Raw genomic sequence first — 14477 nt, forward strand, 5'->3', positions numbered from 1 at the left:
CGTCGCAGTATTGCAGAGATCAGAAGATTGCTTAGGCTGCCAGGAAATTGCGCGGCGCTTTCATATGTAAATCGGAAACTTGGATCAGGCACAGTATCGACTAAGATAGATGTGATTTCACTGCCGATGCAGGGCACTATGCCGAAGGCGATGAGAAAACCTGGTCCGCGATCCAGTCGAAAACCATGCGAGGACCGCGACCCAAATTGGCCGGGTCCCGCGACATGACGTAGCCAGCGTCGCTTATGACTACGTCATTTGTGACTTTCACAAGCGAACCATTGTTGAGCAAGCCATCAATTAGGCCGATCCAACCCAACGCGACGCCATCTCCTGCCAAAGCAGCCTGTGTGACCATGTCGTAGTTGTTAAAGCTGATGTAGTTTTTCTTTCTTTCGCCTGTAATGCCCAGGTTATCAAACCATCCCTGCCAGGTTTGCCACTCGGCGGTGGCGGGTTTTGACAAACTTAGAAGTTGAACATCCAGTAGGTCTGTCGAAGATCGAATTGGTGTTATCTTTTCTAATAGCTGGGGGCTGCAAACTGCCGCGACGATTTCTTCCAATAATAGAATTTCACCAGGTCTAATCTGGCTCCTAGGTGCGACATGGATCTGTATGTCACAATCCGGGTCGTCCAGGCCTGGTGGCACGGTAGATGCCAGAATTTGAATTTCAATCTCGTCCCCAAGTTCCTCACGTAAATAGGCCAGACGCGGTAACAGCCAGAACGTAGAGAAGGCGAAGTCGGCAGAAATCCGAACCCTTGGTTTGGATTTACGTTCCAGTAATGAACCAACCGCATAGCCCATTTGTGTCATTGCTGGTTTGACCACGTTGAGAAGCCTGAGCCCTTCATACGTTAGCGAAACGCCTCGGTGTTCTCGTTTGAAAAGTACTACGCCCAGATCGATCTCCAAGCCTTTGATCCGTTGAGAGATCGAGGATTGGGTCAAGCCAAGCGCTTCTCCGGCACTTGTGAAGTTCCCGTGTTTTGCGACCGTTTCAAACGCATAGAGCGCAACAAGGTTACGGCTGAGATTGATATTAGCCTGGTTAATGTCACTCATAATTACTGAGCTACTGCAAAACCACTCGAATATGTACCAAAAACTTTGTCAAAGGGTGATTTTCCGACCCGGTTAGAAAAACATGGGACCGAGTTATGACAGACCACAGACGCAACCAGACGGTTCAGCCTGCAATGGCAATGCAGGTGGGTAGGGTTACTGAGGGCATCTTTGGATGGGGTGTCTCGTCTGCACGGTGGGGCGATTGCCATTTAACAGACTGTGCATGCAGAACCTAATTCGCCGCTTTTCTTTGGCTTCGGTTGGGCGACACGGATTGTGGCTGCTCCAAGCGCAGCATGGACATTCATGGCAGAGCAATCTGATCTTGCAATCTGCTTGATCAGCAATAGGGAGAAAACGAATATGGCAGTTAAGCCTCCACTATCGGAACTTCCGATCAAAACCGCTGACAACGGTTTTTATCGGGGGTTCAGCGTCAACGTGACGGTAATCAGTAAGATCATAATCAGTTTGTTGGTGGTCTGGTGTATTGTGTGGCCTACACAAGCTGGCAGGGTCTTGGGCGATTGGAACGCGGCCATTCTGGCTCAATTTGCCGCTTGGTACATCTGGGTCGTAACAGCTTTTGTCATCGTTTGTATTGGGCTGGCAATCTGGCCCACAGCAGGGCGGCTAAACCTGGGTGTGAAAGGTGAAAAGCCCGAATTCTCGAACTTCTCATGGTTTTCGATGATGTTTGGCGCCGGGATCGGGGTCGGAATGCTGACATGGGCCGTTGCGGAACCTGTCGCGCATTTCAAGAATAACCCATCAGTCATTCAAGGCGTCACAACCGCCCTCGAGGCGGATAATGTTCGTACCGCCTATGTCTGGTCCTATTTGCATTGGGGCCTTGGTGCTTGGGCGTGTTACGCCATTGCAGGCCTCGCGCTGGCGTTCTTTAGCTACCGCCGCGGATTACCATTGACGATCCGATCGTCGCTGACTCCGCTGTTTGGCAAGGCGCTGTCCGGTAATCTGGGTCATCTGATCGATATTGTGGCCGTTGTTGCCACGATCCTCGGCGTTGCTCAAACTCTGGGTTTCGGGGTTGAACAGTTCGTAGCGGGTCTAACGCGGATCGGTATTGGCGGGTTGGCACATGCTGATGGTTCGGCGACCACGCTTGGGATCATTGTTGCGCTTTTGGTCATCATGGGCGCCTCGACATTGTCGGCGCTGTCCGGTGTTGGCAAGGGCATCAAATGGCTGTCGAACATCAACATGGTGTTGTCGATATTCCTGCTGGGCTTCTTCATCATCTTCGGTGCCACGTTCTTTGGCGCAAGTGCTTTCTTCGTCGGGATTTGGGACTATCTGGTCGCTCTGCCGTGGCTGAGCTTTAACGTTTATGCATCTGATGGCGTCGAAGGATCGGAATCCTTCCTGCTTGCCCAATGGCAAGGCTGGTGGCCAGTATTCTACTGGGCCTGGTGGATTGCGTTCGCACCTTTCGTTGGACTGTTCCTGGCCCGCATCTCTCGTGGTCGTACGATCCGAGAGTTTGTGTTGGGTGCAATGATCGTTCCTTCGCTGATGTGTTTTGTCTGGTTTGCATGGGCCGGTGGCACAGCGATTGATCTGGAATTGAATGGCAATGCGAACGGCGTAATCCTGGATGCAGCGAATGGCGACAAAATCTTTGCCATGACAGAATTCATGCTGGCTCCGATTGCTCAAGCGCTGGCCTGGGCTATGGCGGTGGTCATCGTTGTTCTACTGATGACATTCTTGGTCACCTCGGCTGACTCTGCCGTTTTGATTGTGAATACGATCAACGCTGCAGGCGACGAAGGTCCCAAAGCACGCCCGCACATCATGTTCTGGGGTGCTGCACTGGCTCTGGTTGTTGGAGGGTTGCTGATTTCAGGCGGCACCGGTGCCATTCAGACTGCAATGGTGATTGGGGCATTGCCGTTCTCGATTGTGATGGCTCTTATGTGCATCGCTTTGATCAAGGCAATTTGGAATGATGGTCGGCGCGAGGCCGCAGGCGTTGCTTCAACAATTGATCCGGAAACCTCGACGATGCCAGCTGAATAGGCATCGCAGAAAACAATGAGGCCTTGGTTAAAATCTGGGGCCTCATTTTCCAAGACATCCTTATCCATTTTGAAATTTGCTATGCGATCGTAAACGGCAGGAATGGGGTATCTGAACTGTGGAGTGTACCGAGTCGATGAATGTCGGCTTTTGACCGTCCTGACTGGGCAGGTGGCGCTGTGACACGTGACTTTGCAAAGTCCGCATTCTGCGCATCGCAGACCTTAGTGTGTCGAGAAGCAATTTGAACTTTGGGCTCGAACCATTCGCTGAAAGAACCGTCACGGCTGGCCGATGTTCGGATGCACCGGGTGGCTGACTGAGGAGAGTGCAGCGCTCTATTTTCGCTACTTATTTTGAATTTAATACAGTCTCTGGATCGGGTGCAAAGTCCGCAATTCTTATACGTGAGATTAATTTCGGCCTGCGATGGTTGCCTGATTTTCTACATGAGGAATTGACATGACGAGACCTAGGGTCCGGATTCATAAACAGTATATGACGGTTTCCGCGAGTGCGATGGCTGAGAGGAAGACCTTGGGACAACGGTCATAGCGTGTCGCCACGCGCCTCGAATACATGAGCCTGTCAAACATAATCTCGATGCGGTTTCGCCGCTTGTATCTGCGCTTCTCGGAACCAACCGGCGTCATAGCCGCGATCCCCGAGCAGCCAATCCACGTTTGATATACTGCTGGGCGGAGCCCAAGCACCGATGTCATCACTGACTTGCCCGGCGGTAACGAACAGGTTGAGTGGGCGCCCTTGGCTGTCAAATATAGCATGCAGCTTGGTATTCATACCGCCCTTGGTTCTACCGATCAGATGGTCACGCCCCCTTTTTTTCGCGACAATAATTGTCGCAGTGCGGTGTGCTTTTAGATAGGTCGCGTCAATCATGAATGTCTTCTCTTCGCCATGCACGGCGGCCAGACCAGCCATGATCCGCGCGAAGATGCCTTTCTCGCTCCAACGCTTCCATCGGCTATAAAGCGTCTTGTGAGATCCGTATTCTTTTGAGGCATCTCGCCAGCGCAAACCATTGCGATTGATCAATATAATCCCACTCAACTCCCGTTTGTCATCAACCCGGGGCTTGCCGTGCGACTTCGGGAAAAAATGGGACGAGCTTGGCGATCTGCTCGTCGGTTAGCCGATAAAGATCGCTCATGTCACCGCTCCGTTTTGGGAGCCATGAGTCATTTTGCGCACCGAAAATCAATGCATCCTGACCCTAGCAGCCTTCAGTCCTGTTCTCGGATCAGGCATAGCCGCTCTGGCCAAGAAGCAGCGGCTTTGTAAGCTTTACCGGAATGGCGACTGGAGCCAGGAGCTAGTCAAGAATTAGCCCTGCGAGCATTCAGCTTCGAATTCAAGAAACAACGGGCGGTCACTGCGCCCAAAGCTTTGGGCCAAAGACGCAAACCTTTAGGCGAAATGCAAAGCTATGGGCGCACCTACAATAAGTTGTAGGGATGCGCATATCACTGCACTGCGGCGCACGAAATTGCAGGGAAGATTCGGCGTTGCTACCAAAAACTGTGCACTCGGATTCAACCGAAACTTTGCACTCCAACTATCAGGATTAATTCGCATGCCGCAACCGTTCTTGGTCGGTGAAGCTCGCCTCTCCCATCGAAATTCCGAAGGAAGCAAACGGCCCTTGAAAGCGGCCGTTTCCATCGGCCTCATCAAAGGTCTGGTTCGAGCCCAAACCTACGGTTCTACGCAAGCCGAATTCTGCTCACAGGCCGTATGAGGTTGGTCGAACAAATTGATCATCGTGAAATTAGTGGACGGCTCTCGCATCGCAATGACGATAGTCACCCAGTTTTCTGCTTCGTGGTAGAAATTTGAGCTGACCCATTTTGTCTCGCCGAGTGCCGCATCTATTGCTGCGTTTGGATGCTCCAAATCTTCAAAGAGCCTCTTTGCTGCAGTTGCAATCTCGTTCGATACAATGCCTCCGTATGGAACAGTGTCGCTTGCGCACTGTTCGGTAGTATATTGAGCTTCAACCCCGGTGACGACTGCTAACACATTGAAACTTAATGCTTTTGGTGGGCGCTTAGGACCATCCTTCACATTCACTGTTGCGGTGTTTTGATCTAGTTCGCTGAGAAACTGAGAGACACGCGAAGCGTTGATCTCGTCAAAATCCGAGCACAAAATTAAGCTGTCAGCGTCAAGCAACGCAGATTTGCTGTAGAAAGGCGTCGGTATATCTGCCAACGCAAAACATGGGGTAACGCAAACACAGACGATAGTGGCCAGAAGATTTCTCATTGGATCAGATACTATCAAGATTGCTTATGTCTCAAGGCAAAGTGTGGGCAAGTCGGTTAGAAAGAAGCGAGGTGCGTATTCACGCCACATGAAAGTTAGCTTTGTCCGCACAGCGGACGTAGGTCCTGTTCAATTCAAGGTCCGGTTCCCGCATAAGCAGTCAGTGGGACGTCAAAGCAGACGTTGCCGCGTGCCGGCTGGTATTGGCGTCCGGTTGCAGCCGCTTTGTGGACATCCGACAAAAGTGCTCAGATGTCCGCGTTGGGCCCATTTTGCTGATTGCTGCAATGTGCAGGAATGACCGCTGAACAGGTGCCGGCAAGGGGCCAGCATTCGCTTGTCAGCTAATTCCAATGCTTGGTGGATTAATACGGTGTCCGCGAAAGCCAAATGCTTGGCGAAAATAATCAAACTAGCGGCTGATTAAACATAGCTCCGAATCCCACTTGAAATAGATTTAACCTAACATCGGAGGCGTAATCATGACTGATTCAGATACAATTTTCTTTGGCTATCATGCTGATCCATCGCGCTCCAGCTCATTGCAGGCTGCTGCCTACACCGAGCGCAAGTGGTTTGACGCAGACCTTCGCGCCATCCTCTCCAAAACTTGGCAATGGGTATGTCATGTCGAGAAAACACGTGAGCCGGGATCTTATGTAACAGTGGATATTGCCGGCCAACCCATTGCCGTTGTGCGTGATAAAGAGGGTGAGCTTCGTGCCTTTTATAATGTCTGCAAACACCGTGCGCATGAATTGCTGTCGGGGGAAGGCAATACAACGCGGATCATGTGCCCCTATCATGCTTGGGTCTATAAACTTGACGGGCAATTGGCCCGCGCACCACATACCGAAAACCTCGAAGATTTCAGGAAAGACGAGATTTGCCTCGATGCAGTGCAGGTCGAGGAATTTTGCGGCTTTGTTTTCGTTAATTTGGATCCGATGGCAACTTCTTTGTCAGAACAATCCGGCAACTTGGAAACCGAAGTGCGCCATTGGGCACCGGATGTGGATCAACTCACTTTTGGCCATCGTCTGACCTATGACATCAAATCCAACTGGAAGAACGTAGTGGACAACTTCCTAGAGTGCTATCACTGTCCTACAGCGCACAAGGATTTTTGTGACCTCGTGGATATGGATACCTATAAGGTTACGACCTACGGCATTTACTCCAGCCATATGGCTGACGCGGGCACAAGTCCGAATTCCGCTTATGACGTGTCGAATGCCACCGTGAAAACCCATGCGGTTTGGTGGCTCTATCCGACGACCTGCCTGATGCGGTATCCGGGACGGTCAAGCATGATCGTGTTGAACATCATCCCCGTTGGGCCAGATCGGACGCTTGAAACTTACGACTTCTTCCTTGAGACGCCGGAACCCGACGCGATGGAGTTGGACGCAATTCGTTATCTGGACGAAGTTCTTCAGGTCGAAGACATCAGCCTTGTCGAAAGTGTGCAGCGCGGGATGAACACACCTGCGTTCACCCAAGGTCGGATCGTCAATGACCCGGATGGTTCCGGCAAATCTGAGCACGCCGTACATCACTTCCATGGCTTAGTCCTGGATGCTTACGCAAAAGGTGCTGCGTGACGCGGCCAAACATCCTCGTGATAATGGCGGACCAATTGGCACCGCACTTCACTGGGGCATACGGGCACAAGGTTGCCAAGACACCCCACCTTGATGCGTTAGCCGCGCGCGGCATGCGCTTTGATGCGGCTTACTGCAATTCTCCACTCTGTGCACCTTCACGGTTTGCCTTTATGTCGGGCCAGCACATCAGCCGCATTGCAGCTTACGACAATGCATCCGAGTTCAGAGCATCGGTGCCAACATTTGCGCACTACCTTAAATCGCTAGGCTACCGGACCTGCCTTTCAGGCAAGATGCATTTCGTTGGCCCAGATCAGATGCATGGGTTCGAAGACAGGGTAACAACCGATATCTACCCCGCGGATTTCGCATGGACCCCGGATTGGGAAGCGCCAGATGAGCGGATCGATAAGTGGTATCATAACATGCAAACCGTCAAGGAAAGCGGTTTGGCCCATGCGACCTTCCAGATCGACTATGACGATGAAGTTGGCTTTGCCGCCAATCGCTGGCTCTTCGATGTGGCCCGAGACAAAGCACGTGGGAACGATGCACCCTTTGCGATGGTGGTAAGCTTCATTCACCCGCATGATCCTTACGTTGCGCGACCTGAATGGTGGAATCTTTATTCGGACGATGAGATCGACATGCCGTCCTTTACACCCGTGACGGAGGATCAGGACCCGTTCTCGCGTCGATTGATGGATGGGATCGAAGCATCATATGTGCCGCTCAGCGACCAAGAAATCCGTCGCGCGCGTCATGCTTATCTGGCCAATGTCAGCTACTTCGACAGCAAGATCGGGGAGCTGATTCAGACCCTCGAAGAGACGGGCGAGTTGGACAACACCATAGTGTTTGTAACTGCGGATCACGGCGACATGCTGGGCGAACGTGGGCTGTGGTATAAAATGAATTTCTTTGAACACTCTGCGCGCGTTCCACTGGTCATGGCCGGGCCGGGCGTTGTAGTGGGGACAACGCAGAATGCAGTGTCACTGGTTGATTTGCTGCCGACCTTTATCGATATCGGCGGCGGTAATGAGACGATGATCGGAGAACCGATCGACGGCCGCAGTCTAATGCCTTTGGCCCGTGGCGAATACGACCCAGTTGATGAAGCCATCGGTGAGTATTGTGCCGAGATGACGGGCTATCCCGTAATCATGATCCGGCGCGGCCCTTTAAAATACATTCATTGCGACAGCGACCCGCCGCAGCTCTACGACCTAAACGCTGACCCGCTGGAAACAAAAAATGTTGCCACAGACCCTGACTATGCTGACCCGGCAGCCCGCTTTGCAGCCGAAGTCGCGGAACGGTGGGACGGTAGTGAATTGCGAAAGAAGATTATCGCCACGCAGAGATCACGCCGCGCGTTACATGCCGCGATGGAAGCAGGTGCCAGCGCGCCATGGGATTACAACCCACCATCTGATGCAAGTCAGCAATATGTCCGCAACAACTTGGATTGGACGGTGGCCGCGAGTCGCTACCGCTATCCGCCTTTGAAGGATTGAAGCCAATGATGCTGAACGGAAAAATTGCCCTTGTGACCGGCGCGCGCGGTGGCATCGGGCGTGCAATTGTCGCGCGGTTCCTAAAAGAAGGGGCAACAGTATTTGCAGCTGACCTCACACCGGAAGGATCGTTAGACCAGCACGACGAAGATGGCAGTCATTTTGTTAAGCTGGATGTGACTCAAGAGGCAGACTCGGTTGCGGCGATGGATCATGTGCGCGCCACACAAGGAAAGTTGGACATCTTAGTAAACGCGGCCGGGATCGAGATCGAAAAAACGGTTGAAGAGACCACGCTGGAGGAATGGAACCAAAGCTTTGCGGTTAATTCCACGGGCACGTTCCTGACCTCGAAATACGCCATCCCATTGATGCGCGAAGCGGCGAAGACAGGGAATAGCGCAAGCCTCATCAATTTTGGCTCCTACGATGGGTTCATTGCTGATCCGGGCCTTGCGGCCTATTGCGCAACCAAAGGTGCAGTACACGCTTTGACCCGCGCAATGGCTTGCGATCATGGCCCCGAAGGTATCCGCGTAAACGCCATCTGCCCCGGCTATATCGATACCCCAATGCTGCAAAGCTTCTTCAACGGAGATGGATCTGGTGGCGGCGGCGGCAATATTGAAACGCTGCAACAGGCCGTGCGCGATGTTCATCCGACGCGCACCTACGGGACGCCACAGGACATTGCAAACCTGGTTAACTGGCTTGCTTCCGACGAAGCACGGTATGCCTCTGGCCAGTTGTGGGTTCTGGACGGGGGGCTGTCTGCACAAGTGCAGCAGATGAAGCTCTGATGCCCAAATCCGTCATCATCACCTGCGCACCCACAGGGGGCATCCATACGCCGGCGATGTCACCACATCTGCCGATTACGCCTGCCGAGATCGCGACAGCAAGTATTGAAGCGGCACAAGCCGGCGCGTCGATCATTCACTTGCACGCACGGCATCCAGAGACCGGCAAACCCGACCCCCGACCCGAGCTATTTCAGCAGTTCCTGCCTGTGATCAAACAGTCCACTGATGTGGTGATGAATGTCTCTACCGGCGGCGGTTTGGGTATGTCGATGGATGAGCGCCTGCTGGCCGCAACTTCGACTAGCCCAGAGATGGCATCTCTCAACATGGGTTCTATGAACTTTGGCATCTTTCCGATGCTGCAGAAATACACCGAGTTTCAGCACGATTGGGAACAGCCATTCCTGGAGATGACAGAGGACTTCATCTTTCCCAACACCTTCAAAACAATTCGTTACGCCATTGAAAAACTTGGTGGTGATCATGGCACCAAGTTCGAGTTCGAATGCTATGATCTTGGCCATCTCTACAACGTCAAATGGTTCGTGGATCAAGGCCTGATCAAACCGCCTTTTTTCATTCAGATGGTGTTCGGCATCTTGGGTGGCGTTGGCGCGGATGCAGACCATCTAACCCACATGCACAACACAGCGGACAAGCTGTTCGGGGCAGAGAATTACGAATGGTCTGTCCTTGCCGCTGGCCGTCACCAAATGCCTTTTGCAACCCAAAGTGCATTGCGCGGCGGAAACCTTCGGGTTGGTCTCGAAGACAGCCTGTTCATTGGCAAAGGTGAGTTGGCCAAATCTAACGCGGAGCAGGTTACGCGCATCCGATCAATCGTAGAGAACCTTGGCCTTACGGTCGCGACGCCAGCAGAAGCGCGCATGCGGCTCGCACTAAAAGGCGGCGATCAGGTTGGGTTTTGAGGAGACGCTTATGCAGACGAAAATGTTGATCAATGGCGAATTGGTCGAAGGTACCGAAGAGGCGTTGGAAATCCTGAACCCTGCAACAGGCGAAATCATCTGCACAGTAAAAGAGGCCGGCGATGCACAGACCGAGGCGGCAGTGCGCAGTTCGGCAGAGGCATTTGAGACCTTTTCGGGTACGACCCCCGCGGAACGCGCTGCGATATTGCTTCACATAGCTGAAGTTATCGAGGCGAACGGCCAGGAGTTGGCAGAACTTGAGAGCTTGGATGTGGGAAAACCCTGGCCATCGGCTCATGATGACGAAATGCCGCTGACGATCGATGTCTTTCGCTTTTTCGCCGGGGCTGCGCGCACCATGATGGGGTCTGCCTCTGGAGAGTATGTCGCGGGTCATACCTCGATGATCCGGCGCGACCCCATTGGCCCTGTCGCGGCCATAGCGCCGTGGAACTATCCGCTGATGATGGCGTCCTGGAAGATTGCCGCACCAATTGCAGCAGGATGTTCGGTGGTGTTGAAACCTTCCGAGATCACGCCGCTGTCTACTTTGCGACTTGCAGAATTGTTACAAGATGTTCTGCCAAAAGGCGTGCTAAACGTGATTCATGGTCGCGGGCTCGGAGTGGGAAATACCCTGATGAACAGTCCGCAGATGGAAGGGATCAGTGTTACGGGCTCTCCGGCGACAGGCATGGCTGCAATGCGGGCTGCTTCCCAGAAAATTAAACACGTTCATCTGGAATTGGGCGGCAAGGCGCCGGTCATTGTCTTTGATGATGCTGATCTCGATGCTGTGGCCGAGACGATCCGATATGGCAGCTACTTCAATGCCGGTCAGGACTGCGCACAGCCTTGCCGCGTGGTGGTTGCAGACAGTGTTTACGACAAACTTGTGGCTGCGATTGCCGATCAAGTTGGCCAGATCCAGACTGGTGCACCGAAAGCTGAAGGAACGGAAATGGGCCCGCTTGTCTCTGCGGCACAGCGGGATCGTGTGGCTGGTTTTGTCGATCGCGCACGCTGCAGCTCTGAAATCGTTTCCGGTGGGGCGTCTGGCGAAGAAGAAGGCTTTTTCTACCAGCCGACAGTCATTGCCAATGTCGACAACACTGCAGAGATTGCCTGCAACGAGGTATTTGGACCTGTTGTAACTGTCTCTCGTTTTTCCGAGGCAGAAGATGCGTTGAAGATCGCCAACAACGGGCCCTATGGACTGGCCTCATCAGTCTGGACACGAGATGTTGGGAGAGCAATGCAAATGACGTCCAAGTTGCGCTATGGATTCACCTGGGTAAACACGCATGGGGTTGCGACCCCCGAGATGCCATGGGCCGCGATGAAAGGCTCGGGCACAGGCAGTGATATGTCGGTCTATGCATTGGACGCTTATACTGCGATCCGTCATGTCATGGTGGCACACTGATGCGGTTGGGTGGAAAACGCGCCTTTGTTACAGGCGGCAAGCAGGGCATTGGGCGGGGTATTGTTGAGGCGTTCATGGCTGAAGGGGCCGCTGTCACTACCTGCGGGCGCGGCCCTCAACCCGATGATCTGCCAGAAAACGTAATTTGGTACACACTGGATGTGTCCGACGCCGAAGCGGTTGCAGAAATCGTCAGTATAGTCGGTGGGACTGATATCCTTGTAAACAACGCCGGCGTTCAGGTTGAAAAAACTGTGACCGAAAGCTCGGACGCGGATTGGGACTTGGTGATGGGCGTAAATGCGCGAGGCGTTTTTAACTGTTGTCGCGCCTTCATTCCAGAAATGTCGCAAGGTGGCTCGATCATCAACATCGGTTCGATCTCGGGCAATGCCGCGGACCCGTCGATGGCGCTCTACAATGCGTCAAAAGCGTTTGTGCATGGGCTCACACGCTCTATTGCAGTGGACCATGGACCAGCGGTTCGCTGTAATGCGATCTGCCCGGGATGGATTGAGACGGGCATGCTGGACGCAGCGTTCGACCTCGCGCATGACCCGGAACAGGCCAAATCCGACGCGCTGGCTCGCCACGCGGTCAAACGCTTTGGCAAACCTGCCGATATTGCAGCGATGGCTGTGTGGCTGGCCTCTGACGACTCGTCTTTTGCAACCGGCCAGTTGTTCACGGTGGACGGTGGCCTGACGGCGGCCTCCCCCCTTAATCCGGGACTGTTATGATGTCAGAAATTGAAAGAACCGCCATTCTTGGAGCCGGTGTGATAGGGGCAAGCTGGGCAGCGTTGTTTCTCGCCTCGGGCCGTAGCGTGACGGTCTTTGACCCCGATCCGAATACCGAAGCATCCGTTCGCTCTTATATCGAAAAATCCTGGCCGACACTGGACGAGTTGAACCTCACAGATAGGGCCACACCCGACGCTATCACTTTCGTTTCAACCGCCGAGGCGGCTGTCCAGGGCGCACAATTCGTTCAGGAGAACGTGCCAGAAAGACTGGCAATTAAGCATTCGACCTATGCCGGGATTGAGCCAGAGTTGAACCCTAACGCAATAGTTTCAAGCTCAACTTCCGGCCTGACGCTTGAAGCTTTGCAAGAGGGATGGCGCGATCCCAGCAAATTGATCCTAGGTCATCCATTTAACCCACCGCATCTCATCCCATTGGTCGAATTGACCGTCAACGATTCCACCGGTTCAGATGTCTTGGACCGCACAGAAGCTTTCTACAAAGACATTGGTAAGATCACGATCCGGATCAAGAAAGGCATGCCAGGACATGTCGCGAACCGTTTGCAAGCCGCAGTTTGGCGCGAGGCCGTTCATATGGCGGTCGAAGGTGTTGCCAGTGTCGAAGACATCGATAAAGCGATGTGGGCTGGCCCGGGACTGCGATGGGCGGCGATGGGTCCGACAACCCTTTTTCACTTAGGCGCAGGCGATGGTGGCCTGCAGGCTTTCTGTGACCATTTCAAAGACACATTCAATGGCTGGTGGGACGACCTGGGCGACCCTCGTCTTGATGAGGATGTCATCAATAAACTGGTCGATGGCATTAACGATCAAACTCAGGGGCAAAGTACCGAAGAGTTATCAGCGCAACGCGACAAGATGCTTACAGCGATGCAAAAAGCTACCCAACACTTTCGGACTTGATGTCGGGATTGAACATTGGCCAAGCGCGAAACTCGAACGGGGTGCGGCCTTCAATGCGATCCGCACTGGGTGTCAATCCAAATCGTTTGCGGTATGCCCGGCTGAAATGAACCTGTCCATTAAACCCTGATGCTTCCGCAATCTCGCTGAACTTAAGCTCAGTTTGCGTCACTAATCCGCGCGCGCGATCAAGGCGAATGTCGCGGTAATACTCGATCGGTGACTTATGGACATATTGCTGAAACAATCGGCTAAGTTGTCGTTGCGAAATCTTCAACCTCGCTGATATTTCAGGGATCGACAAAGTGGCTTCCAAGTGCGCCTCCATCAAATCGATCGCGTCCCTTACCACTCCAGAGGTGACGTAACCCAGCGGCTCCATGTCTTTGGGGTTCTGTGATTGGCCTTCTCCGCGCACATTGTGATGAAAAAGGTATCGAGCAGATGCATTGGCGATACTCTCACCAGCGACAGAATGTACAAACCGCAATCCCAGATCGGTTGCTGCAGAACCCCCGCAACAAGTGAAAATCTTTCCATCCATAATAATCATGTTCTCTGACACGGTGGTGTCATGGGCCGTTTCGGCAAAGGCGTCGATGTGTTCATAGTGAACCGTTGCGGTCTTTCCTTTGAGTAGTCCAGCCGTCGCAAGTACAATCGCGCCGGTATCCAAACCACCAACGATTGCTCCACCCGATTCCCATTTCTGTAGGGCTACCTTGAACTGAGGTGTCCCGTGACGCTCAGGTGTCCAACTAGTACTCACCAGAACCATCCAAGGCTTGCGCCTCACCACCTCCGCCAATGGGGCAGTGTCAACGACCAAGCCACTGCTGGATTCAATTGGACCACCGGGGTCTGAGACATAGGTCCAAGAAAATCGAGCTGAACCCGTCAGGTAATTTGCTACTCTGAATGGATCCACGAAAGACGTTGTCGCCGAAACATTAAAATGCGAACTCACCAAAACAACTATGTCTAACTTGCGATCTATTGGCTGCGTCATGGCCGATTTTGTAAAACAGCGTCCAAAATTGTCAATTATGTTCCGGAAATACGCAAAAGACACCAAAGGGCATTGTCAGAGGAAACCGGCTTGAGGCGGGTAGGGTG

The 14477-nt window shown here is 53.1% G+C and carries 11 protein-coding genes and 1 pseudogene; 8 read left to right on the forward strand and 4 right to left on the reverse strand.

Features of this window, described 5'->3' with window-relative positions; all coding sequences use genetic code 11:
- Positions 1–136: 136 nt before the first annotated feature.
- Positions 137–1069, reverse strand: a complete 933-nt coding sequence (locus AC2FIO_RS21050; RefSeq protein WP_496699845.1) for a LysR family transcriptional regulator — start codon at positions 1067–1069, stop codon at positions 137–139.
- Positions 1070–1435: 366 nt separating this feature from the next.
- Here AC2FIO_RS21050 and AC2FIO_RS21055 point away from each other — a divergent pair, with 366 nt between their 5' ends.
- On the forward strand, positions 1436–3115 hold the full coding sequence (locus AC2FIO_RS21055; protein ID WP_282121420.1) for a BCCT family transporter: 1680 nt from the start codon (positions 1436–1438) through the stop codon (positions 3113–3115).
- Positions 3116–3600: 485 nt separating this feature from the next.
- Here the strand turns inward: AC2FIO_RS21055 and AC2FIO_RS21060 are convergent.
- A pseudogene (locus tag AC2FIO_RS21060) lies at positions 3601–4286 on the reverse strand (IS5 family transposase).
- A gap of 545 nt (positions 4287–4831) precedes the next feature.
- On the reverse strand, positions 4832–5401 hold the full coding sequence (locus tag AC2FIO_RS21065; protein ID WP_496699846.1) for a hypothetical protein: 570 nt from the start codon (positions 5399–5401) through the stop codon (positions 4832–4834).
- Between the two features lie 482 nt (positions 5402–5883).
- On the opposite strand from AC2FIO_RS21065, the gene AC2FIO_RS21070 reads away from it, so the two are divergent.
- The 7 genes from AC2FIO_RS21070 to AC2FIO_RS21100 are packed head-to-tail and all read left to right on the forward strand — an operon-like array spanning position 5884 to position 13361.
- Positions 5884–7005 carry an aromatic ring-hydroxylating oxygenase subunit alpha gene (locus tag AC2FIO_RS21070; RefSeq protein ID WP_496699847.1) on the forward strand — a complete coding sequence of 374 codons (1122 nt, stop codon included), beginning with the start codon at positions 5884–5886 and terminating at the stop codon, positions 7003–7005.
- 23 nt (positions 7006–7028) lie between these two features.
- Entirely contained in the window at positions 7029–8528 is a 1500-nt protein-coding gene (gene betC, locus AC2FIO_RS21075) for a choline-sulfatase (protein WP_496699848.1), read from the forward strand.
- Between the two features lie 5 nt (positions 8529–8533).
- The gene (locus tag AC2FIO_RS21080) at positions 8534–9328 is read left to right on the forward strand and encodes an SDR family NAD(P)-dependent oxidoreductase (RefSeq protein WP_496699849.1); all 795 of its coding nucleotides are present in this window, start codon (positions 8534–8536) and stop codon (positions 9326–9328) included.
- Entirely contained in the window at positions 9328–10260 is a 933-nt protein-coding gene (gene kce / locus AC2FIO_RS21085) for a 3,5-dioxohexanoate:acetyl-CoA acetone transferase (RefSeq protein ID WP_496699850.1), read from the forward strand. Before AC2FIO_RS21080 ends, kce begins: the two co-directional genes overlap by 1 nt.
- A 10-nt stretch (positions 10261–10270) precedes the next feature.
- Positions 10271–11689 carry a gamma-aminobutyraldehyde dehydrogenase gene (locus AC2FIO_RS21090; RefSeq protein WP_496699851.1) on the forward strand — a complete coding sequence of 473 codons (1419 nt, stop codon included), beginning with the start codon at positions 10271–10273 and terminating at the stop codon, positions 11687–11689.
- Positions 11689–12429 carry an SDR family NAD(P)-dependent oxidoreductase gene (locus AC2FIO_RS21095; protein WP_496699852.1) on the forward strand — a complete coding sequence of 247 codons (741 nt, stop codon included), beginning with the start codon at positions 11689–11691 and terminating at the stop codon, positions 12427–12429. The genes AC2FIO_RS21090 and AC2FIO_RS21095 overlap by 1 nt, the downstream gene beginning before the upstream one ends.
- Entirely contained in the window at positions 12429–13361 is a 933-nt protein-coding gene (locus AC2FIO_RS21100; protein WP_496699853.1) for a 3-hydroxyacyl-CoA dehydrogenase NAD-binding domain-containing protein, read from the forward strand. The genes AC2FIO_RS21095 and AC2FIO_RS21100 overlap by 1 nt, the downstream gene beginning before the upstream one ends.
- Here the strand turns inward: AC2FIO_RS21100 and AC2FIO_RS21105 are convergent.
- Complete coding sequence (locus AC2FIO_RS21105) at positions 13339–14370, reverse strand: GlxA family transcriptional regulator (RefSeq protein ID WP_282150826.1); 1032 nt, start codon at positions 14368–14370, stop codon at positions 13339–13341. The two genes, AC2FIO_RS21100 and AC2FIO_RS21105, sit on opposite strands and share 23 nt — an antisense overlap.
- Positions 14371–14477 lie beyond the last annotated feature (107 nt).

The organism is Ruegeria sp. CDSB086, from assembly GCF_059611065.1.